The organism is Bacillus sp. G1(2015b), from assembly GCF_001482475.1.
GTDB classification, from domain to species: domain Bacteria; phylum Bacillota; class Bacilli; order Bacillales; family Bacillaceae; genus Bacillus; species Bacillus safensis.
The window spans coordinates 110,358-127,480 of sequence record NZ_LKIC01000027.1 but is presented as its reverse complement, the minus strand read 5'-3'; the positions used below and the strand labels follow the sequence as shown (position 1 = coordinate 127,480).

General features: G+C 39.6%; 27 protein-coding genes. 18 read left to right on the top strand and 9 right to left on the bottom strand.

Annotated elements, in window-relative coordinates; translation table 11 throughout:
- Window positions 1–10 precede the first annotated feature (10 nt).
- On the bottom strand, window positions 11–553 hold the full coding sequence (locus AMR95_RS14515) for an IseA DL-endopeptidase inhibitor family protein (RefSeq protein WP_039178902.1): 543 nt from the start codon (window positions 551–553) through the stop codon (window positions 11–13).
- Window positions 554–849: 296 nt separating this feature from the next.
- Here AMR95_RS14515 and AMR95_RS14510 point away from each other — a divergent pair, with 296 nt between their 5' ends.
- Complete coding sequence (locus AMR95_RS14510) at window positions 850–1,299, top strand: hypothetical protein (RefSeq protein ID WP_058838685.1); 450 nt, start codon at window positions 850–852, stop codon at window positions 1,297–1,299.
- Window positions 1,300–1,344: 45 nt separating this feature from the next.
- Here the strand turns inward: AMR95_RS14510 and lexA are convergent, their stop codons facing one another.
- Window positions 1,345–1,965, bottom strand: coding sequence for a transcriptional repressor LexA (lexA, locus tag AMR95_RS14505; RefSeq protein WP_024425129.1), 621 nt, complete (start codon window positions 1,963–1,965; stop codon window positions 1,345–1,347).
- A gap of 159 nt (window positions 1,966–2,124) precedes the next feature.
- Between lexA and yneA the strand changes: the two genes are divergently transcribed.
- The 6 genes from yneA to AMR95_RS14475 all read left to right on the top strand — a co-directional run bounded on the left by yneA (window position 2,125) and on the right by AMR95_RS14475 (window position 6,539).
- Window positions 2,125–2,436, top strand: a complete 312-nt coding sequence (gene yneA / locus AMR95_RS14500) for a cell division suppressor protein YneA (protein ID WP_034283425.1) — start codon at window positions 2,125–2,127, stop codon at window positions 2,434–2,436.
- Between the two features lie 17 nt (window positions 2,437–2,453).
- On the top strand, window positions 2,454–3,101 hold the full coding sequence (locus AMR95_RS14495) for a YneB family resolvase-like protein (RefSeq protein WP_041085133.1): 648 nt from the start codon (window positions 2,454–2,456) through the stop codon (window positions 3,099–3,101).
- A gap of 69 nt (window positions 3,102–3,170) precedes the next feature.
- Window positions 3,171–3,401: a DUF896 domain-containing protein gene (locus AMR95_RS14490; RefSeq protein WP_024425132.1), complete on the top strand. Its 231-nt coding sequence runs from the start codon at window positions 3,171–3,173 to the stop codon at window positions 3,399–3,401.
- Window positions 3,402–3,587: 186 nt separating this feature from the next.
- Window positions 3,588–5,591: a transketolase gene (gene tkt, locus AMR95_RS14485; RefSeq protein WP_039178912.1), complete on the top strand. Its 2,004-nt coding sequence runs from the start codon at window positions 3,588–3,590 to the stop codon at window positions 5,589–5,591.
- 198 nt (window positions 5,592–5,789) lie between these two features.
- The gene (gene sirA / locus AMR95_RS14480) at window positions 5,790–6,236 is read left to right on the top strand and encodes a sporulation inhibitor of replication protein SirA (protein WP_024425134.1); all 447 of its coding nucleotides are present in this window, start codon (window positions 5,790–5,792) and stop codon (window positions 6,234–6,236) included.
- A gap of 84 nt (window positions 6,237–6,320) precedes the next feature.
- Window positions 6,321–6,539 (top strand): YneF family protein, encoded by a 219-nt coding sequence (locus AMR95_RS14475; protein ID WP_003212379.1) that lies wholly within the window; start codon window positions 6,321–6,323, stop codon window positions 6,537–6,539.
- A gap of 260 nt (window positions 6,540–6,799) precedes the next feature.
- On the opposite strand, the gene AMR95_RS14470 is transcribed toward AMR95_RS14475, so the two are convergent.
- Entirely contained in the window at window positions 6,800–6,973 is a 174-nt protein-coding gene (locus AMR95_RS14470; RefSeq protein ID WP_369810454.1) for an aspartyl-phosphate phosphatase Spo0E family protein, read from the bottom strand.
- A gap of 209 nt (window positions 6,974–7,182) precedes the next feature.
- On the opposite strand from AMR95_RS14470, the gene AMR95_RS14465 reads away from it, so the two are divergent.
- Both AMR95_RS14465 and AMR95_RS14460 read left to right on the top strand, forming a co-directional pair.
- Window positions 7,183–7,890: a cytochrome c biogenesis protein CcdA gene (locus AMR95_RS14465; protein WP_058838684.1), complete on the top strand. Its 708-nt coding sequence runs from the start codon at window positions 7,183–7,185 to the stop codon at window positions 7,888–7,890.
- Between the two features lie 94 nt (window positions 7,891–7,984).
- On the top strand, window positions 7,985–8,467 hold the full coding sequence (locus tag AMR95_RS14460) for a CcdC family protein (RefSeq protein WP_024425136.1): 483 nt from the start codon (window positions 7,985–7,987) through the stop codon (window positions 8,465–8,467).
- A 221-nt stretch (window positions 8,468–8,688) separates the two neighbouring features.
- Here the strand turns inward: AMR95_RS14460 and AMR95_RS14455 are convergent, their stop codons facing one another.
- From AMR95_RS14455 to sspO, 4 genes are all read right to left on the bottom strand, one after another.
- The gene (locus tag AMR95_RS14455) at window positions 8,689–9,117 is read right to left on the bottom strand and encodes a DUF2621 domain-containing protein (RefSeq protein WP_024427086.1); all 429 of its coding nucleotides are present in this window, start codon (window positions 9,115–9,117) and stop codon (window positions 8,689–8,691) included.
- Between the two features lie 262 nt (window positions 9,118–9,379).
- Window positions 9,380–9,781 (bottom strand): Hsp20/alpha crystallin family protein, encoded by a 402-nt coding sequence (locus AMR95_RS14450; protein WP_058838683.1) that lies wholly within the window; start codon window positions 9,779–9,781, stop codon window positions 9,380–9,382.
- Window positions 9,782–9,883: 102 nt separating this feature from the next.
- Window positions 9,884–10,030, bottom strand: coding sequence for a small acid-soluble spore protein P (locus AMR95_RS14445; RefSeq protein ID WP_003211331.1), 147 nt, complete (start codon window positions 10,028–10,030; stop codon window positions 9,884–9,886).
- A gap of 16 nt (window positions 10,031–10,046) precedes the next feature.
- On the bottom strand, window positions 10,047–10,193 hold the full coding sequence (gene sspO, locus AMR95_RS14440) for a small acid-soluble spore protein O (protein WP_039178922.1): 147 nt from the start codon (window positions 10,191–10,193) through the stop codon (window positions 10,047–10,049).
- A 220-nt stretch (window positions 10,194–10,413) separates the two neighbouring features.
- Here sspO and acnA point away from each other — a divergent pair, with 220 nt between their 5' ends.
- The 7 genes from acnA to AMR95_RS14405 all read left to right on the top strand — a co-directional run bounded on the left by acnA (window position 10,414) and on the right by AMR95_RS14405 (window position 15,210).
- Window positions 10,414–13,143, top strand: coding sequence for an aconitate hydratase AcnA (acnA, locus tag AMR95_RS14435; RefSeq protein WP_039178925.1), 2,730 nt, complete (start codon window positions 10,414–10,416; stop codon window positions 13,141–13,143).
- 66 nt (window positions 13,144–13,209) lie between these two features.
- On the top strand, window positions 13,210–13,713 hold the full coding sequence (locus AMR95_RS14430) for a TlpA family protein disulfide reductase (protein ID WP_058838682.1): 504 nt from the start codon (window positions 13,210–13,212) through the stop codon (window positions 13,711–13,713).
- A gap of 74 nt (window positions 13,714–13,787) precedes the next feature.
- Complete coding sequence (locus tag AMR95_RS18945; RefSeq protein ID WP_003211002.1) at window positions 13,788–13,913, top strand: FbpB family small basic protein; 126 nt, start codon at window positions 13,788–13,790, stop codon at window positions 13,911–13,913.
- 51 nt (window positions 13,914–13,964) lie between these two features.
- Window positions 13,965–14,108 carry an acid-soluble spore protein N gene (locus AMR95_RS14420; protein ID WP_008357830.1) on the top strand — a complete coding sequence of 48 codons (144 nt, stop codon included), beginning with the start codon at window positions 13,965–13,967 and terminating at the stop codon, window positions 14,106–14,108.
- Window positions 14,109–14,122: 14 nt separating this feature from the next.
- Window positions 14,123–14,365 (top strand): small acid-soluble spore protein Tlp, encoded by a 243-nt coding sequence (tlp, locus tag AMR95_RS14415; RefSeq protein WP_024427090.1) that lies wholly within the window; start codon window positions 14,123–14,125, stop codon window positions 14,363–14,365.
- Window positions 14,366–14,472: 107 nt separating this feature from the next.
- The gene (locus AMR95_RS14410) at window positions 14,473–14,895 is read left to right on the top strand and encodes an acyl-CoA thioesterase (RefSeq protein ID WP_024425143.1); all 423 of its coding nucleotides are present in this window, start codon (window positions 14,473–14,475) and stop codon (window positions 14,893–14,895) included.
- 3 nt (window positions 14,896–14,898) lie between these two features.
- Window positions 14,899–15,210: a hypothetical protein gene (locus tag AMR95_RS14405; protein WP_039178934.1), complete on the top strand. Its 312-nt coding sequence runs from the start codon at window positions 14,899–14,901 to the stop codon at window positions 15,208–15,210.
- A 39-nt stretch (window positions 15,211–15,249) separates the two neighbouring features.
- Here AMR95_RS14405 and AMR95_RS14400 read toward each other — a convergent pair whose 3' ends face one another.
- Both AMR95_RS14400 and plsY read right to left on the bottom strand, forming a co-directional pair.
- Window positions 15,250–15,537: a HesB/YadR/YfhF family protein gene (locus AMR95_RS14400; RefSeq protein ID WP_024425145.1), complete on the bottom strand. Its 288-nt coding sequence runs from the start codon at window positions 15,535–15,537 to the stop codon at window positions 15,250–15,252.
- A 97-nt stretch (window positions 15,538–15,634) separates the two neighbouring features.
- A complete protein-coding gene (gene plsY, locus AMR95_RS14395) occupies window positions 15,635–16,216 on the bottom strand; it encodes a glycerol-3-phosphate 1-O-acyltransferase PlsY (RefSeq protein WP_024425146.1) in 582 nt (193 codons plus the stop codon).
- Between the two features lie 75 nt (window positions 16,217–16,291).
- Here plsY and AMR95_RS19520 point away from each other — a divergent pair, with 75 nt between their 5' ends.
- Complete coding sequence (locus tag AMR95_RS19520; RefSeq protein ID WP_268503090.1) at window positions 16,292–16,420, top strand: hypothetical protein; 129 nt, start codon at window positions 16,292–16,294, stop codon at window positions 16,418–16,420.
- Window positions 16,371–16,784 (top strand): CoA-binding protein, encoded by a 414-nt coding sequence (locus tag AMR95_RS14390; RefSeq protein ID WP_039178937.1) that lies wholly within the window; start codon window positions 16,371–16,373, stop codon window positions 16,782–16,784. The genes AMR95_RS19520 and AMR95_RS14390 overlap by 50 nt, the downstream gene beginning before the upstream one ends.
- Window positions 16,785–17,123 lie beyond the last annotated feature (339 nt).

Genomic DNA, 17,123 nt, shown 5'->3' with positions numbered 1-17,123 from the left:
GGTTTTTTATTTAGATGACAGCGTCAATTTGTGTGACTTTCCAATCTTTTTGTACTTTTTCGTACGTAACAGTTCGTTTTACTTTGCGTCCATCAAGTGTTGGGACAGTAAATTCATATGTGCGGACTGTTTGTTTTTTAGAAACGAGTTTAGGTGTGGCTTTTTCCCAATTAAGCATGTTGTCTCCGTCACCGACCGGAACAGCCATTTTGCCTTTATGAACAATAAACTGATAATCTTTTAAACCATGTTTGATGGCATCTTGAGTGAACACTTGAGATAGGTAGCTGTTTAATTTTTTCTTTGTATCAAATGTTTTAGAAAGATAGTTGTATGTCATATCTTTATAGGTAAATGATTTTAATTTGTAATTAGAATGTTCTTTAATTTTGTAGCCTGACATTGCACTCCAAAAGTGTTCTCTTGCATCAAGGGCAATATGTAACGCTTCTTTATTTGTCAAAGCGGCTGATTTCTTGGAAGCGGCCAATGTTGTAGTTTGTAATGAGATCATAAGCATAATAGCAGTTAATAAAACAAATAATTTTTTCAAGGCAATTGCCTCCTTTTCTCAATGAAAACTTCTTATGTTACAAATGTTACAATAATTACAGTGATATTACAAGTATTAAATCTAAATGTTTTTTATTTCTTTTGTTTCTAATTATATAACGTTTGAGGGAGACAAAAAGTTTTCATTTTTTTTATTTTTCTTCTTAATGATTATTTAACCGTTCTAAAGAAGAACGAAACGTCTTTTGGAAAAATTTCTATTTAGACGTTTAACACACTTTTTTTATTTATGACATATACTGTCGTGATGAATGTCTAAAGAAAGTGGTGTTTATTATGTATCATCCGTATGAAGGTGTGTGGAATGGGTACTCATATGATAGGCAGATGCAAGGATTTCCATCTGTTGGTATTCCTCAAGGTGGAGGGTTTCCTGGGTTTCCGATCGGAGGAGGAGGTACTTGGCCAGGGCAAGGTTCAGGCGGACACTCAGCCCCGCCGGCACCGCCGCAGCATATCATTTCGCAGTATCAGCAAGCACTCTCTCAGCCACAAAGTATGCAGTCGCTTATATCTGGGCACGGTGTTGGCGGAGGCCATCAAACTGTACAATTTGCAGCGGGATGTAATAGAAGATGGACAATTGTGCTTTTGAGAAACGGTCAAGTATTTTTAATGTATATCCTTTCCTCACAGCCATTTGGCCGAACTACTGGCTTTATATGGCCGAACTTTACATTTGGTTCCTTCCCAAGTTCAAGTATTCTTGCCTATTCTTGTGCATAAGAAAAAGCCGGTTCTCATCAGCAGCTGATGATATACCGGCTTTTTTTAATGAATATTTCGAAATACGCCAATCACTTTACCTAGTATACTCACATTCTGTAAAATAATCGGTTCCATTGATGGGTTCTCTGGCTGTAATCTAAAGTGTGTATCTTCTTTATAAAAGCGTTTCACTGTCGCTTCATCTTCCTCTGTCATGGCGACCACAATATCTCCATTGTTAGCGGTGCTTTGCTGACGCACAATGACATAGTCCTTGTCCAAAATACCTGCATCAATCATACTTTCTCCCATAATTTCAAGCATAAACACTTGTTCATCTGGTGCTGCAAAAGTCTCTGGAAGAGGGAAGTATTCTTCTACATTTTCAACAGCGGTGATAGGAAGGCCGGCCGTTACTTTTCCGATGACTGGAACGTTCATTACAGCACTCTTTGGAATATTCATTTCCTCTTCATCTAGTACTTCGATCGCTCTAGGTTTTGTCGGGTCTCTTCTAATTAAGCCCTTTGTTTCTAGTCTAGCTAAATGTCCATGGACCGTTGAACTGGATGCTAGACCGACAGCTTCTCCAATTTCACGGACGGATGGGGGATAACCCTTGCTTTTTACTTCATCTTTGATGAATTTCAGGATATCGAGTTGTCTTTTTGATAGCTTCGTCATCTTTTGCACCTCAAAACGTCAATTTTAAAGAAATTATAGCATGTTTTTCCTAACAGTACAAACATAGGTTCGAAAAAAACGTTTGACAGAAACGTTTGTTCGTATTTATAATGAGTGACAGAAAGAGCGAACACATATTCTATTAGGAGAGATGACATTATGAGGTTAAAAGAATCTATTATTTTTATTGGGGTATTCTCATTCATCGTTGGCATATTTCTCTCACTTATTGCAGTCACAAGCCATAATGATACAAATCAGTATGTTAAAATAGAGGTTCAATCAGGTGATACTCTTTGGGGGTTAGCTGATCAAGTAAACGACAGCAAATCAATCGACAAAAATGCATTTATTGATTGGGTTACCGAACACAATGATCTTGCTTCAACTGAAATCCAGCCTGGCGACATTCTTGTTATACCCGTCAAAAAAGAGCATCCAGTCGTATATCAGCTTGCAACAGTACAGTAGAAAGGTCGATTTTAGACATGAACGCAATCATTTATGCGAGAGTAAGCACTGTCAAAGAAGAGCAGGAAACCTCGTTGAAAAGACAAGAAGAAGAACTGCTGGCGTTAGCTGCCATGCACAAGATGAATGTGGTCAAAGTCATCAAAGAAAAAGCAAGTGGATATGATTTAGATCGTGATGGTGTGTTTGAAATGCTTGCTGCACTGAAGGAAGAGTCAATCGATGCCGTTTTGATCCAGGATGAAACTCGTCTTGGAAGAGGACAAGCAAAAATTGCACTTCTTCATTGTTTATTTAAAGAGAACGTAAAGGTATACAGCGTGTTTCATAGAGGAGAGCTTGAGCTTTCAGAAGCAGATGAAATGGTCATTGAGATTGTAGGAGTCGTCGAAGAATACCAACGGAAAATTCATAACCTGAAAATCAAGCGGGGAATGAAAAGGGCAGTTGAGCGCGGATATCAGCCTGAACTGAATTTAAGGCAGCAGGACCATGCACCTGGCCGTGAGCGTATTGAAGTGCCGATTTCAGAAATTGTTCGATTAAGAAAAAACAATATGACATTCGCCGAAATTGCCGCAACTCTTCAGGCATTAGGTTTTGACATTTCAAAAGCAACGGTGCATAGAAGGTATCAAGAATATGAAAAAGACCTTACCACCTAAAGCGTGATTTGTTGTCAAAATGATTGATATTTAGTAGTATGTAGAGAAAATGCTTTAAAGGAGTTTGTCATGATTTCTAAAGAACAGCTTGCAAGAATAAATGAGCTTTCAAAAAAGTCGAAAGAGACCGGTTTATCAGACGCTGAAAAAACAGAACAAAAGCAGTTGAGAGAAGAGTATTTGAAAGCTTTTCGTTCTTCTATGAAAAATACACTTAAAACTGTCAAGATCGTTGATCCTGAAGGAAACGATGTCACACCAGAAAAATTAAAAAGAGAAAAAGATCAGAACCTTCATTAAGCTGTGATTTCTTGAATTTTGAAAAGATGGGAAGATTATTCTCGTCTTTTTTCATATTTGCATAACTTTTTAGGTGATCGATAAACTAAATGTGACAAAATCCTTCTTTTTCAGCGTGAAATAGTTGTGAAAAAAGGACAGTAGATTTATGATAATGGTGTACACAAGATACGGAAGGGGATTTATATGGAAACGATTGAATTGAAATCTATTGCAACAATACGTACTCTCTCCATAGACGCAATTGAAAAAGCGAATTCCGGTCACCCAGGAATGCCGATGGGTGCTGCACCAATGGCGTACGCTTTATGGACGAATCACTTAAACGTAAGTCCGCAAAATCCAAATTGGTTTAACAGAGACCGCTTTGTTTTATCTGCGGGACATGGTTCTATGCTTCTATACAGCATGCTTCATTTAAGCGGATACAATCTGAGCATCGATGATCTAAAACAATTCCGCCAATGGGGAAGCAAAACACCTGGACATCCTGAATTTGGACACACAGAAGGCGTAGATGCCACAACAGGTCCTTTAGGCCAGGGAATTGCTATGGCAGTAGGGATGGCACTTGCAGAAAGACATCTTGCGGAAACGTATAACAAAGACAACTTTCAGGTTGTAGATCACTATACATACAGCATTTGCGGAGATGGAGACTTAATGGAGGGGATTTCCTCTGAAGCTGCTTCACTTGCTGGTCATTTAGGCTTAGGCCGTTTAATCGTTCTTTACGATTCAAATGACATTTCTTTAGATGGCGACTTAGATCGTTCATTCTCTGAAAATGTGAAGAATCGTTTTGAAGCGATGAACTGGGAAGTTCTTTACGTGAAAGATGGCAACAACATCGAAGAAGTAACAGCTGCTATTGAAAAGGCGAAACAAAGCACAGACAGACCTACTTTAATCGAAGTGAAAACAACAATCGGTTTCGGTTCGCCAAACCGTGCGGGAACGTCTGGTGTGCATGGTGCACCTCTTGGCAGCGAGGAAGCTAAGCTGACGAAGGATGCTTACTCTTGGACGTTTGAAGAAGATTTCCATGTACCTTCTGAAGTGTACGATCATTTCAAAGAAGCTGTCAAAGACGCTGGTCAGAAAAAAGAAGCAGCTTGGAATGAGCTGTTTGCGCAATACGAAAAAGAATATCCAGAGCTGGCAGCACAGCTGAAGCTTGCGATTGAAGGAAAGCTTCCTGAAAATTGGGATCAAGAGGTTCCTGTTTATGAAGCAGGTTCAAGCCTTGCCTCCCGCGCTTCTTCAGGCGAAGTGTTAAATGGTATTGCAAAGCAAGTACCTTTCTTTATTGGCGGGTCTGCTGACCTTGCTGGATCAAACAAAACAACGATTAAAAACACGGATGATTTCGGAAAAAATAATTATGCCGGCAAAAACATTTGGTTCGGTGTGAGAGAATTTGCAATGGGTGCGGCGCTCAACGGTATGGCACTTCACGGCGGTCTTCGTGTATTCGGCGGAACGTTCTTTGTTTTCTCAGATTACTTAAGACCAGCGATTCGTCTTGCTGCCTTAATGGGACTTCCAGTCACATACGTCTTTACTCATGATAGTATCGCTGTTGGTGAAGATGGTCCAACACATGAACCGGTTGAACAGCTTGCTTCACTGCGTGCGATGCCTAACCTTTCCGTTATTCGCCCAGCAGATGGAAATGAAACAGCTGCAGCGTGGAAACTAGCTGTATCTTCAACGGATAAACCGACTGCACTAGTTCTTACTCGTCAAAACCTTCCAACGATTGACCAGGCACCAGAGAAGGCATATGAGGGAGTAGAAAAGGGTGGATACGTTGTGGTTGAAGCAGCTGATGCACAGCCAGAAGCACTTCTACTCGCTTCAGGATCTGAGGTTGGTTTAGCCATTGAAGCGCAAAAGGCACTTGAAAAAGAGGGTATCCGCGCATCTGTTGTCAGCCTTCCTGCATGGGATCGCTTCGATCAGCAGTCAGACGAATACAAAGAATCCGTTCTTCCTAAAGCAGTACGTGCACGTATTGCGATTGAAATGGGTGCTTCACTTGGCTGGGAGCGTTACACTGGCCTTGACGGTGACGTGATTGCAATTGATAAATTTGGCGCTTCTGCACCAGGTGAAACCATTATCGAGAAATACGGATTTACTGTCAGCAATGTAGTCAGCCGTGTGAAAGCGAAGCTGAATAAATAAACGAACTCCAAGCATCATGCTTTTTTGCTATCTGTTTGCAGAGCTTTTTCATCCGCTCTGCAAACTTTTTTCTTTTTTCTTGTTTTTTTGACAAAACTAGTTTCTTCTTGCTTCATATATAGACAATTCTTTCTTTCACATTTTTGTATAATACAAGCAATAAACGAGATTGACGAAATGTGAAAGGAAGGGATAGACATGGAACGCCATTATTATATTTATTGGATTGAGGATGAATTTGCACATCACTATTTTGGCAGGGAATCGATTTTGTTTCATTTGTTTGAGTCGTTACACTGGACGAATCGCACCGACGATGAGTTAGTTATGCTTGTGAAGCAAGTGGATTATGTGACGAAACGAATCCCTGCTTTTCATATGCACCAGCGTCTCATGAATAACTTAACGAACATTCACTACACACAAATAGGCTCGATTTACAGCGCTTCCTTACCAGATGGAAAAGGAACCGCAGCATTTATTATTAAAGACCGGTATATCCAAATGTCTGCGACTGGTAGTTATGAGGCAGAAGCGGTGTTTTTTGAAGTGCTGAGAAAAATCAGCCCTTGTTTTCTTGCGATGGACTTTAGTTCAAAGAAGCACGGGTGGCTTAATCCAGTAAAAGTGAGGAATTTTGTTTAAAAAAATAAAATTGAACGTGAAATGTTGTATAATAGCCTTTTGTTTAGTACACTTTATACGAGACAACATGAAGGAGGAAGAATTATGGATTTATGGGTTGTCATCCTTGTAGGCGTTGTTGCACTGCTTGCAGGAGTTGCACTCGGATTCTTTATTGCTCGTAAGTATATGATGAGCTATTTGAAAAAGAATCCACCGATTAATGAACAAATGCTTCGAATGATGATGATGCAAATGGGCATGAAACCGTCCCAGAAGAAAATCAATCAAATGATGAAAGCCATGAACAACCAAGCGAAATAATACGTACGATATTATGATCATAGATGGAACATGGTTATAAAGAATGGACAAGCGTTGTCCTTTCTTTATTCAATTCACCTTCATCAGACGCTTAAAACCACTGTACTTGCATGAATGAAGCAGGGAAGGTGGTTTTTATTATGGCGTCAAACAGCATGAAAAACAAAAAACCCCCTATATCAGAGGTTTTCGTTTCTTTTATGGTCACACATATCAACTGTTCTACAATGGTTCGGCATGTTTGATATCATGAAGTATAATTAGTTGGCTGAGTTTGAGTGTAAGTGTCGTTGATATTGTAAGAGGAGATGATCTAGCTGCTGGCTATGTTCGATGGTCACTGTTGATGTCATCCCATTATGCAAGACAACTTTCATCAGCTCTTCTCTTTTTTCTTCGATTTGAGTTAATAATGATGTTTTTACCAAAGTCATGTTCCTTTCATGCAAATCTTGATAAAAAGAATCGATTCTATTATATCCATTTTAAGGTTTATTTTCAAATTTAAAGGATTCATTATCTTGATGTCAAATTAAATTATATAAGGTTTTAAGAGAATAGACCATCTTTATTGAGGTGATGTAAAAAAAATGAAATGATTTTGTCATCTCTTATTGTATATTTGTAAGAAGGGGGTGTTCTTTTGACAGATTTGAATTACTTTTTAGCATTTGGAGCAGGATTTCTTTCTTTTATTTCACCGTGTTGTCTTCCGCTTTATCCAGCATTTTTATCGTATATTACGGGCGTTAGTATAGATGAAGTGAAATCCGAGAAGGTGATGCTGAGAAAAAGAAGTCTGCTTCATACATTATTCTTTTTAATTGGTTTCTCTATTATATTTATTGCGATTGGGTTTGGGACATCGTTTGTCGGGAAGTTTTTTGATGATTACCATCAAGCGATTCGTCAAATTGGAGCCATCCTTATTATTTTCTTTGGTTTTATGACTCTTGGCGTATTCAAGCCCTCTTTCCTCATGGGTGAAAAGAGAATACAGTTCAAAAATCGTCCTGCTGGTTTTTTTGGATCCATTCTCATCGGAATGGGCTTTGCCGCTGGATGGACACCTTGTACTGGCCCTATTTTATCCGCTGTCATCACACTGGCGAGTAACAATCCTGAGTCGGCTGTCATGTATATGATTGCGTATATATTTGGATTTGCCGTCCCGTTTTTTATTCTCTCCTTTTTCATTACGAAAATGGGGTGGATCAGAAAGCGCCAGCAGCTCATCATGCGAGTGGGCGGGGTTATCATGATTGTGGTAGGGATTTTGCTGTTCTTTGATCTTCTGACATGGATTATCATCATGTTTTCATCATTGTTTGGCGGTTTTACAGGCTTTTGAAATCGTTTTCTACAGTCGCGGCGAATGGTTTTTTTTCGTCAATTGGAGTATATTATACATAGGCTGACCTTAAAGAATAAAGGACTGATTTGATATGATGATCTTGATCTCTTCTATAATTGCGGTGTGTATGGCGGTGGCCGTCATGTTTATTCGCATTAAGTCATCTGCAAAACCTGCAACGGCGAAAAAAATTATTTTACCTCCTATTTTCATGAGCACTGGTGCACTGATGTTTTTTGTTCCAATGTTTCGGGTAACTGGAGCTGAATTTCTAGAAGCGATCACAGTGGGGATGTTTTTCTCTATATTTTTAATTAAAACATCGAAGTTTGAAATTAGAGGCAATGACATTTACTTAAAGCGGTCAAAAGCATTTGTGTTTATTCTCATTGGACTTCTTGTCCTTCGTATCGGGATGAAGACCATCCTAAGTTCTTCTATTGATTATGGCTCATTAAGCGGGATGTTTTGGATTCTTGCCTTTGGCATGATCGTGCCTTGGCGGGTTGCCATGTATTTGTCGTTTAGAAAGCTGTCTAAACAATTAGATCCGCAGCAAATTCAAATGAATTAAACCTCCTTTTTAAAGGAGGTTACATATTGTTGACAAAGGGCTAAAATGATCTTTTATTTTAGCCCTTTGTCTTCTTTTCAGCGTGATAGAAAACCTTTGCAGTCTAGGAAGGACGGCTACCTTTGCGGAGCGAATTTGACATTCGTGAGCATCGGCGCGCAGACCTGACACCGAATGCGAGGGTTTGTCTACACGCTGAAACCTCCTTTTAATAAAGGAGGTTATTTTAATAACGATTCATATGGCGAGTGATCAATGTTTTTTTCTTGAAGGCGCTTCAATAAAAATTTATGATCCCGCTTTGGTGTAGCCATAATGTAGCCGCGAATGATTAAGTCTAGATTAATGCTGGCAGCCTGTTCTTTTAATGCCAGCTCACCAATTTTACCCGCAATTTTTTCTTTGGCAACATCTCTAAACAGCTCTGGAACTGGTAATACGAGTTCATTTAACAATTGTTTGTCCTCATCCCGCCATAGGTGAAGGCTCTTTTGAATATATTCATCCTGCCAATCAAGCTCTGATTTCCCATCTTCCTTTGGCAATCGTTTTAAAAATTTGCGAAACATAAAAAAGCCACCGATTGCGAGTAATCCGATCATCACTGTACCCCAAAATAAAATGAACCACAAAAACCAGCCGCTTAACATGTTCTCACTCCTTATACCCCTTATCTCTCTATTTTATATTACATGAAGAGAGGATAGAAGAAAATAACAAAAATGTATGTCTATTATCTCTATAAACGCCCTTTTTCATTAATAGCCGCCCATTTACTAGAATGACCCAAACCGATTAATAGAAAAAGAATACATTATCATATAGCGACTCTACTATTTGGCCATGGTGGTTCGCAAAAGGTATTGACTTGAAACGAACGGGAAGAGAGCCCACCTATATGAAGGTGGGCTCTTAATGTTTGAAGTGCGGGATTTGAAAGGAAAATGCACCGCTTGGATGGTCGGAACATTTTTTAATTTTTATCGATATGATTTGGTTTTCATAATCTGTTTCAATGTCTTTGTCGTTTAAATAAAAAGGGAGCATCACGCTTTTTTCAATTGGCAGTTCGCCTTCACCTTTTGGCTTTTGTACTGTGTAAGTCAACGTCAGCTCATGTCCAGCGAAGGTCAGCTTTACATCAGTGATTGATAAGGTGGAGACATCGATTTCGATAATATAATCACGGCTTGTTTCATAAAGATCAATTGGGAGGTGTTCATCATACCAGGCAAATGGATCATCCATTAAAACATTGAGCCAATCATCTATTTCAAGGAAATCAGAGGAATTCGATTGCTTTTCATTCTCCATAAACACTCCTCCATCACATCTCATAATAAATCATATGATGAAAATAGAAATGTGTGAAAGACCTAAAACATCCCGTGTGGTCACGGGATGAGAGGGGAATGATTACATATCATGATGAGAATTGTGCTTTTGTCTTGTATGGTTGCGGTTTTTCACTTTTTTACTGCCTGATAACGGCTCAGGCTGACCGCCTTGATGCTCCTTAGGAGAGTTTTGACGGATGTCTTTCCCTGTGTTTTTATTCGTCATGATGTTTGGCTCCTTCTTATTGATTCTTTTTGCGTTTTTTATTGTTTTGTCTTTGTTCTTCTGTTAAAACGAGTTGATCATCTTCCGTATAGCCTGCGCCATTACCTTGGCTTTTGGCTGCGTTCATGCCGTCAATGACATGATTTGCTTTGCGTTTTGTCATGTTCTTTCACCTCATTTGTAGTATGAACCCGCTGCGCTTCGTTTATGAAGAGTAATCATTTCCTAATGATAAGTTAAACTTATTGAATTTAATAAAAGCATTGTTATTTACTTATGTATGAATTTGTTTTAAGATGAAATTGTGAGAAAATTGTGGTGAAATACGACGATTTTTCTGAGAATTGAAATTGATCTTGATCATCAAAAGGGGGATTTTGGACATGTCGAAACAGCAGCAAGTCGCTAAACAAGACGCTTTTCAATCTAGAAAAACGTTTTCGACAAATGGGAAAACGTATCACTATTATTCGTTAGAAGCACTAGAGAAACAAGGAATCGGAAATGTTTCTAAGCTGCCTTATTCCATTAAGGTACTTTTAGAATCAGTGCTTCGCCAAGTAGACGGTAGAGTGATCAAGAAGGAACACGTTGAGAACTTGGCAAAATGGGGAACTGCCGAGGTAAAAGAAATTGATGTTCCATTTAAACCTTCTCGTGTTATTTTACAAGACTTCACGGGTGTACCAGCCGTCGTTGACCTTGCTTCTTTAAGAAAAGCAATGGCAGATGTGGGCGGGGATCCGGATAAAATTAACCCTGAAATTCCAGTTGACCTTGTTATTGACCACTCAGTACAAGTTGATAAAGCTGGAACTGAAGATGCATTAAACATTAACATGGATTTAGAATTCGAACGTAACGCAGAGCGTTATAACTTCCTTAGCTGGGCAAAGAAAGCGTTTAACAACTACCAAGCTGTTCCGCCTGCAACAGGAATTGTTCACCAAGTGAACTTAGAGTATCTTGCAAGTGTTGTTCATGCAATTGAAGAAGATGGCGAGATCATCACTTACCCAGATACATTAGTTGGAACTGACTCTCATACAACGATGATTAACGGTATCGGTGTACTTGGATGGGGCGTTGGCGGTATCGAAGCGGAAGCTGGTATGCTTGGTCAGCCTTCATACTTCCCAGTACCAGAAGTTATTGGTGCTAAATTAGTTGGAGAGCTTCCAAACGGAACGACTGCAACTGACCTTGCATTAAAAGTCACACAAGTCCTACGTGAAAAAGGCGTAGTAAACAAGTTCGTTGAGTTCTTCGGACCTGGTGTTGCTCAATTGCCATTAGCAGATCGTGCAACAATTGCGAACATGGCGCCAGAATACGGTGCTACCTGTGGATTCTTCCCAGTAGATGAAGAAGCGCTTGCTTACCTTCGCCTTACTGGACGTGATGAAGAGCAAATTAATATCGTTGAAGAATATTCTCGTGCAAATGGCTTATTCTATACGCCAGATGCAGAAGAACCAATTTTTACTGATGTTGTGGAAATTGATCTTTCTAAAATTGAGTCAAACTTATCTGGTCCTAAACGTCCACAAGATTTGATTCCACTTTCTCAAATGAAAGAGACGTTCCATAAACACATCGAAAGCCCAGCTGGTAACCAAGGGTTTGGCTTAGATAAATCAGAGCTTGATAAACAAATCGAATTTGATCTTGCAAACGGTGAAAAAGCTGTGATGAAGACAGGTGCGATTGCGATTGCAGCGATTACGAGCTGTACGAATACATCGAACCCATACGTGTTAATCGGAGCAGGTCTTGTTGCGAAGAAAGCAAGTGAGCTCGGTATGAAAGTGCCAAACTACGTGAAAACGTCACTAGCGCCGGGTTCTAAAGTTGTAACAGGATACCTTGTGAATTCAGGACTTCTTCCATATTTAAGAGACCTCGGATTTAACATTGTAGGGTATGGCTGTACAACTTGTATCGGAAACTCAGGACCGCTTGAGAAAGAAATTGAAGATGCTGTCTCTGAAAATGATCTGCTGATCACTTCTGTTTTATCAGGTAACCGTAACTTTGAAGGTCGTATCCATCCGCTTGTGAAAGGAAACTACCTTGCATCTCCACCATTAGTTGTGGCTTATGCACTTGCTGGTACGGTGAATATTGATTTAACAAAAGATCCTATCGGTGTCGATAAAAATGGCGAAAACGTTTATTTCAATGACATTTGGCCATCAATGGACGAAATCAACAGCGTCGTAAAAAGCACTGTCACACCTGAGCTATTCCGTTCAGAGTATGAAACTGTTTTTGACAACAATGACCGCTGGAATGAAATTAAAACGACGGATGATGCATTGTACAAATGGGATGAAAATTCCACATACATTGATAACCCGCCATTCTTTGAAAACCTATCAGTTGAACCTGGTAAAGTTGAACCGCTTAAAGGCTTGCGCGTAGTTGCGAAGTTCGGTGACTCTGTCACGACTGACCACATTTCTCCTGCTGGAGCGATTGGTAAGGACACACCAGCGGGCAAATACTTGCAAGAAAGAGGCGTGTCGCCTAGAGACTTTAACTCATATGGATCTCGCCGTGGTAACCACCATGTCATGATGAGAGGTACTTTTGCAAACATCCGTATTAAGAACCAAATTGCACCAGGAACAGAAGGCGGCTATACAACTTACTGGCCAACTGGTGAAGTGACATCCATTTATGATGCATGCATGCGCTATAAAGAAGATGGAACAGGTCTTGCGATCTTAGCAGGTAAAGACTACGGAATGGGTTCTTCACGTGACTGGGCTGCAAAAGGAACAAACCTTCTTGGAATTAAATTTGTTCTAGCTGAAAGCTTTGAGCGTATCCACAGAAGTAACCTTGTTTTCATGGGCGTACTTCCTTTGCAGTTTAAAGACGGAGAAAGTGCAGAAACTCATGGTCTAACAGGAACAGAAACATTTGAAGTTCATGTTGACGAAACAGTTCGTCCGCGTGATCTCGTCACTGTGAAAGCAATTGATACAGATGGCAACGAGAAAACATTTGAAGTGGTCGTTCGTTTTGACAGTGAAGTTGAAATTGACTACTATCGTCATGGCGGTATCCTTCAAATGGTACTTCGCGAAAAATTGGCAAGCAACTAATACAGCAAAGAAGAGAAGGCGATTCAACAGCTTTCTCTTCTTTTTTAAAATAGTGGAGGATCAATCATGTGGAAAAAAGGAATGGCAAGCGCTGTTTTACTTGTGTTGATTGGTTTACTTGCATGGAATTTATTTGGGCCAAAAGAGCCCGCAATCGGTCTTGAAAAAGGGGATCAAGCCCCTGATTTCGAACTAAAAACCCTTGATGGCAAAACCGCCTCGTTATCTGATTACCGAGGGAAAAAGGTGCTGGTCAATTTCTGGGCGACATGGTGTAAGCCGTGCAGGACAGAAATGCCGGATCTAGACGCAATCAGGAGTGAAAATGACCAAGTTGAAGTACTAGCGGTGAATTTGACGACTACTGAAAAGAGTGTGGATCATGTGGCAGCATTCGCAAAAGAATTAAAGCTGAGCTTTCCTGTTTTATTGGACCAAAAAGGCATTCAAGCAAGATATCAGGTGCTTTCATACCCAACGACCTACATATTAGATGAAAAAGGACGCATCATGTCTGTGAAGCATCAAATGCTGACAAAAAAAGAAATTGAAAAAGAGCTGGATCTATAATGATTCAGCTCTTTTTGCTTATTTTCCAAATGTTTTGGCGAAAATGTAATCATACATATATGGAGGTGAGTGGAATGAGAAGAAGAAAACGACGCACATTTGAAGAACTTGTGCTTGAAAATAAAAAAGAATTATTAAGCAATGAGGAATTTTTAAACCAGCTCGAAGAAAAGTTGGAAGAACGATTTAGACAAAAATAAGTCATGAATTATCCGTTTTCGTTCATCCTAAAGAAGAGGGAGGGATGAATAATGGGTAGAGAGCATGATAAACAAGCGCAGTTTACACCAGACCATTTAGGGACAAAACCTGTAGCATACAAACGGAATAAAGGTAAAAAGATGCATAATAAATCAAATGAACAGCCTGATGTGATACAGACGAAGGGCGAATAAGGAGGGGAATCATTATGAATAACGAGTCATATCAATCCAATCCAGATGATCGATCTGATAATGTTGAAAAGCTGCAAGATATGATCGAGAACACACTTGACAATATCGATGAATCTGAAGCAGCGATGTCCGTTTCGACTGAGACAGAAAAGCAAATGATCAAACAAAAAAACGAAAACCGCAAAATGAGTATTGACGCGATGCGTTCTGAGATAAAGGACGAAGAAGCAGCAAGAAAGAATGGCTATACTGAATAAACCAGGGATTCCTGGTTTATTTTATTGCCTCTTTTTAGAAGAACCATTTGGAATGTGGTAAAATGGCAGAGACAGACCTTAGGTTTTGATAGGAGAGCGATGAAAACGTGTATGTATCCAAAAAAGAAATAGAAGTCCGTTATGCAGAAACAGATCAAATGGGCATCGTATATCATGCCAATTATTTAATCTGGATGGAAGTCGGCAGAACAGCATTGATTAAAGAATTAGGGTTTTCCTATGCGCAGCTAGAAGCAGACGGTGCTCTTGCACCTGTTATAGACTTGCAGGTTCAATATAAAAAACCATTGCTGTATGGTGAAACAGCAACCGTTCATACATGGATTGAAGAATATAATGGTGTCAAAACGGTGTATGGCTATGAAATTCAAAAACCTGATGGACAAACAGCGATTACAGGGACAACCTCACATATTTGTGTAGATAAAGACACCTTTAGACCTATTCAATTTAGAAAAGCCTTTCCTGCTTGGCATAAAGTATATGAACAGTCGAAGAAGCAGGTTTAATTTATGGCTTTTGGTATTAAACGAAGCGATTTAAACGCTTGGAAAACAGCTGTCCAGGAAGGAAAAGTTGCTTTTTTAACACACTACTGGCTCGATGACCGTTTTCCAAATGCCAATACCGTCACAAAAGCAGCCTGTCAGGATATGAAGCGGTTAGTTGAGTGGGGAGAAAGACATGGACTAAAAAAAGAATGGATTCATGACCGCGAAGGGTTTCCTCATTTTGACTTGATCGGTGAGCCGCAAAAAAGAATTTTGCAAAAGGAACGGTCTTTAGGAAACATTCAAGAGTACGGGCTGTATATTGAAGTGTAAAACAAAAAAGATACCCGAGGGATGAGGTATCTTTTTTGTTTATTCATAATGAAATTCTGGTTCTTTCACGGACTCGTTATAATCAATATGCAGATCATGGTTGTCAAAGTACCAAATATCACTTTCCTCAATAAAGAAAGTAATACCTTCTATTTCAGCAGTTGCGCCGGCATTTTGAGGTTCATCTTTTGCGACGCCGAGAGAAAAGCCTTTTTGAACATTACTGCACCCGCCATATCTCACAAAAAAGCGAACTTGATCACCTTTTTCTAAATCTAATTCATCCTTGTACCAATTGAGTGCATCTTCTTTTATTGTTAATTTCAATGTGATCGCCCCTTTTTGAAGTCATGCTGTTTTTAAAATGCAGGATGCAAAAACAGCTTTTCTTTACTTTTACCACATATTTAAATGGATGAAACGGCTAGAGCCATTTGATTTTCGGTTCAGTTTTGTTGAGAATTCGTTTGAGGTTGGCGATGTGTCTGTAAATCACAAAGCCAGCAAGAACGGCAACAACAATGATTAAGAATAGGTCTTTGGTGAATATGCTGTAAATGAATGTATAGATCCCGGTCAGCATAGATGATAGTGAAACATATTTACTAATGTATAAAAATAAGAAAAAAGCAGCGATCATCGTGATAAATAGGAATGGGGCGTAAAATAGCAGCACACCGCCTGATGTAGCGACTGCCTTTCCCCCTTTAAATTTTGCAAAGACAGGAAAGCTGTGACCGATAACAGCAGCAACTCCTGCTAATAAGGGATGGATGTCCAGCTGCATGAAAAACGGTAAAGCTGAAGCAAGCGTCCCTTTTAGGATATCAGCAGTAATCACAATAGACCCTGCTTTTACGCCAAGTGTACGAAATGCATTCGTCGCACCTAGGTTTCCGCTGCCATGTTCACGGATATCGATACCCTTTGCAGCTTTCCCGACAATGAGACCGGATGGAATACTGCCGAGAAGATAAGCCAAAATAAACATCAAAGCAATTAACATCTGCATAACTCCTTTATATTCTCCCTCTTGTCTTACATTTTAACATGATCTTGTGAAAAACATGGGGAACTTTTTTTGAAAAAATCGAAAGCAGATGGATTCGGCTTTGTTTTTAAGCAGAAATTCGCTAAAATGGAGGAAAAGGAGTGTCTTGATGAACAATCCTACGAAAGAAGAAATCGGCCGTATATTAAAGAGCAGTAAACGAATTGCTGTTGTTGGATTATCAGATCAGCCGCACCGGACGTCTTATATGGTGTCTAAAGCGATGCAGGATGCCGGGTATGAGATTATCCCAGTGAATCCAACGATCGATGAAGCACTCGGTGTGAAAGCAGTCGCTTCTTTAAAAGACATAAAAGAGCCTGTTGATATCGTCAATGTCTTTAGACGTTCAGAGTTTTTGCCAGAGGTGGCAGAAGAGTTTCTCCAAATAGACGCACCTGTTTTTTGGGCGCAGCAAGGCATATATCACGATGAAGCGAAAAGGCTGATTGAGGAAAATGGCAAGGTCGCCATCATGGATTTATGTATCAAGGTGGCTCATGCGTTGACAAAAACTCATTAATTCGTCAAAAATCCTTGGTTTTTCAAGGATTTTTGCTTTTTTGTTGCAGAAATATATTTGCGATTCTAGAAGAAAGCGATAAAATAAGGCGACAGGGACATATCGGCGGCCTTGCATATCGAGAAAAAGAGCGATAAGATAAATATAGAACATTTGTTCTGTTTTGCTAAAACCATCATAGGATTGCATTTGGCTTATGAAACAGTCTTGTTTATAATGGACTTCTAGTTCTGATTGCAGAATGTAGAATGATTCTCATAGCTGTGCAAAAGAGCATGTATTGGTCAATCCTACATGCATGGTGATGATGCAGCTTATTAAAGTGGACAGTAATGAGCA

Bases quoted from the DNA above. Each gene is read 5' to 3' on its own strand.
- AMR95_RS14510 (WP_058838685.1), top strand. From the start codon at position 850: ATGTATCATCCGTATGAAGGTGTGTGGAATGGGTACTCATATGATAGG.
- lexA (WP_024425129.1), bottom strand. From the start codon at position 1,965: ATGACGAAGCTATCAAAAAGACAACTCGATATCCTGAAATTCATCAAA.
- yneA (WP_034283425.1), top strand. From the start codon at position 2,125: ATGAGGTTAAAAGAATCTATTATTTTTATTGGGGTATTCTCATTCATC.
- AMR95_RS14495 (WP_041085133.1), top strand. From the start codon at position 2,454: ATGAACGCAATCATTTATGCGAGAGTAAGCACTGTCAAAGAAGAGCAG.
- AMR95_RS14490 (WP_024425132.1), top strand. From the start codon at position 3,171: ATGATTTCTAAAGAACAGCTTGCAAGAATAAATGAGCTTTCAAAAAAG.
- tkt (WP_039178912.1), top strand. From the start codon at position 3,588: ATGGAAACGATTGAATTGAAATCTATTGCAACAATACGTACTCTCTCC.
- sirA (WP_024425134.1), top strand. From the start codon at position 5,790: ATGGAACGCCATTATTATATTTATTGGATTGAGGATGAATTTGCACAT.
- AMR95_RS14475 (WP_003212379.1), top strand. From the start codon at position 6,321: ATGGATTTATGGGTTGTCATCCTTGTAGGCGTTGTTGCACTGCTTGCA.
- AMR95_RS14470 (WP_369810454.1), bottom strand. From the start codon at position 6,973: ATGACTTTGGTAAAAACATCATTATTAACTCAAATCGAAGAAAAAAGA.
- AMR95_RS14460 (WP_024425136.1), top strand. From the start codon at position 7,985: ATGATGATCTTGATCTCTTCTATAATTGCGGTGTGTATGGCGGTGGCC.
- AMR95_RS14455 (WP_024427086.1), bottom strand. From the start codon at position 9,117: ATGTTAAGCGGCTGGTTTTTGTGGTTCATTTTATTTTGGGGTACAGTG.
- AMR95_RS14450 (WP_058838683.1), bottom strand. From the start codon at position 9,781: ATGGAGAATGAAAAGCAATCGAATTCCTCTGATTTCCTTGAAATAGAT.
- AMR95_RS14445 (WP_003211331.1), bottom strand. From the start codon at position 10,030: ATGACGAATAAAAACACAGGGAAAGACATCCGTCAAAACTCTCCTAAG.
- sspO (WP_039178922.1), bottom strand. From the start codon at position 10,193: ATGACAAAACGCAAAGCAAATCATGTCATTGACGGCATGAACGCAGCC.
- acnA (WP_039178925.1), top strand. From the start codon at position 10,414: ATGTCGAAACAGCAGCAAGTCGCTAAACAAGACGCTTTTCAATCTAGA.
- AMR95_RS14430 (WP_058838682.1), top strand. From the start codon at position 13,210: ATGTGGAAAAAAGGAATGGCAAGCGCTGTTTTACTTGTGTTGATTGGT.
- AMR95_RS18945 (WP_003211002.1), top strand. From the start codon at position 13,788: ATGAGAAGAAGAAAACGACGCACATTTGAAGAACTTGTGCTTGAAAAT.
- AMR95_RS14420 (WP_008357830.1), top strand. From the start codon at position 13,965: ATGGGTAGAGAGCATGATAAACAAGCGCAGTTTACACCAGACCATTTA.
- tlp (WP_024427090.1), top strand. From the start codon at position 14,123: ATGAATAACGAGTCATATCAATCCAATCCAGATGATCGATCTGATAAT.
- AMR95_RS14405 (WP_039178934.1), top strand. From the start codon at position 14,899: ATGGCTTTTGGTATTAAACGAAGCGATTTAAACGCTTGGAAAACAGCT.
- plsY (WP_024425146.1), bottom strand. From the start codon at position 16,216: ATGTTAATTGCTTTGATGTTTATTTTGGCTTATCTTCTCGGCAGTATT.
- AMR95_RS14390 (WP_039178937.1), top strand. From the start codon at position 16,371: ATGAACAATCCTACGAAAGAAGAAATCGGCCGTATATTAAAGAGCAGT.